This is a genomic window from Pseudomonas sp. SWRI179, assembly GCF_014268705.1.
Classification (GTDB): domain Bacteria; phylum Pseudomonadota; class Gammaproteobacteria; order Pseudomonadales; family Pseudomonadaceae; genus Aquipseudomonas; species Aquipseudomonas zanjanensis.
In genome coordinates this window covers 1-210 of sequence record NZ_JABWRA010000176.1, presented here as the reverse complement: position 1 = coordinate 210, position 210 = coordinate 1, and the positions used below count along the sequence as shown (strand labels likewise).

General features: G+C 61.0%; 1 protein-coding gene. It reads left to right on the top strand.

Annotation, left to right across the window (positions count from 1 at the left end; translation table 11 throughout):
- On the top strand, positions 1 to 210 hold a 210-nt coding region (locus tag HU767_RS28660; RefSeq protein ID WP_186731128.1), incomplete at both ends, for a hypothetical protein.

Here is a 210-nt window from a genome sequence, read left to right as displayed (position 1 = left end):
GTAACGTGGTCAAGACCACCACCGGGGTGAAAAACACCGGCGACGTCAGCATCGGCACCAACGGCAACCTGGCGATCAACGAAGGGCTGGCGACCAGCGGCAACGTGTTCCTCAATGTCGATGGCAAGACCACCCAAGATGCCAACGGCAACATCACCGCTGATGGCCTGGCCCTCAACGGCGGCGACTTCGAGTTGCGCAACAACGGCA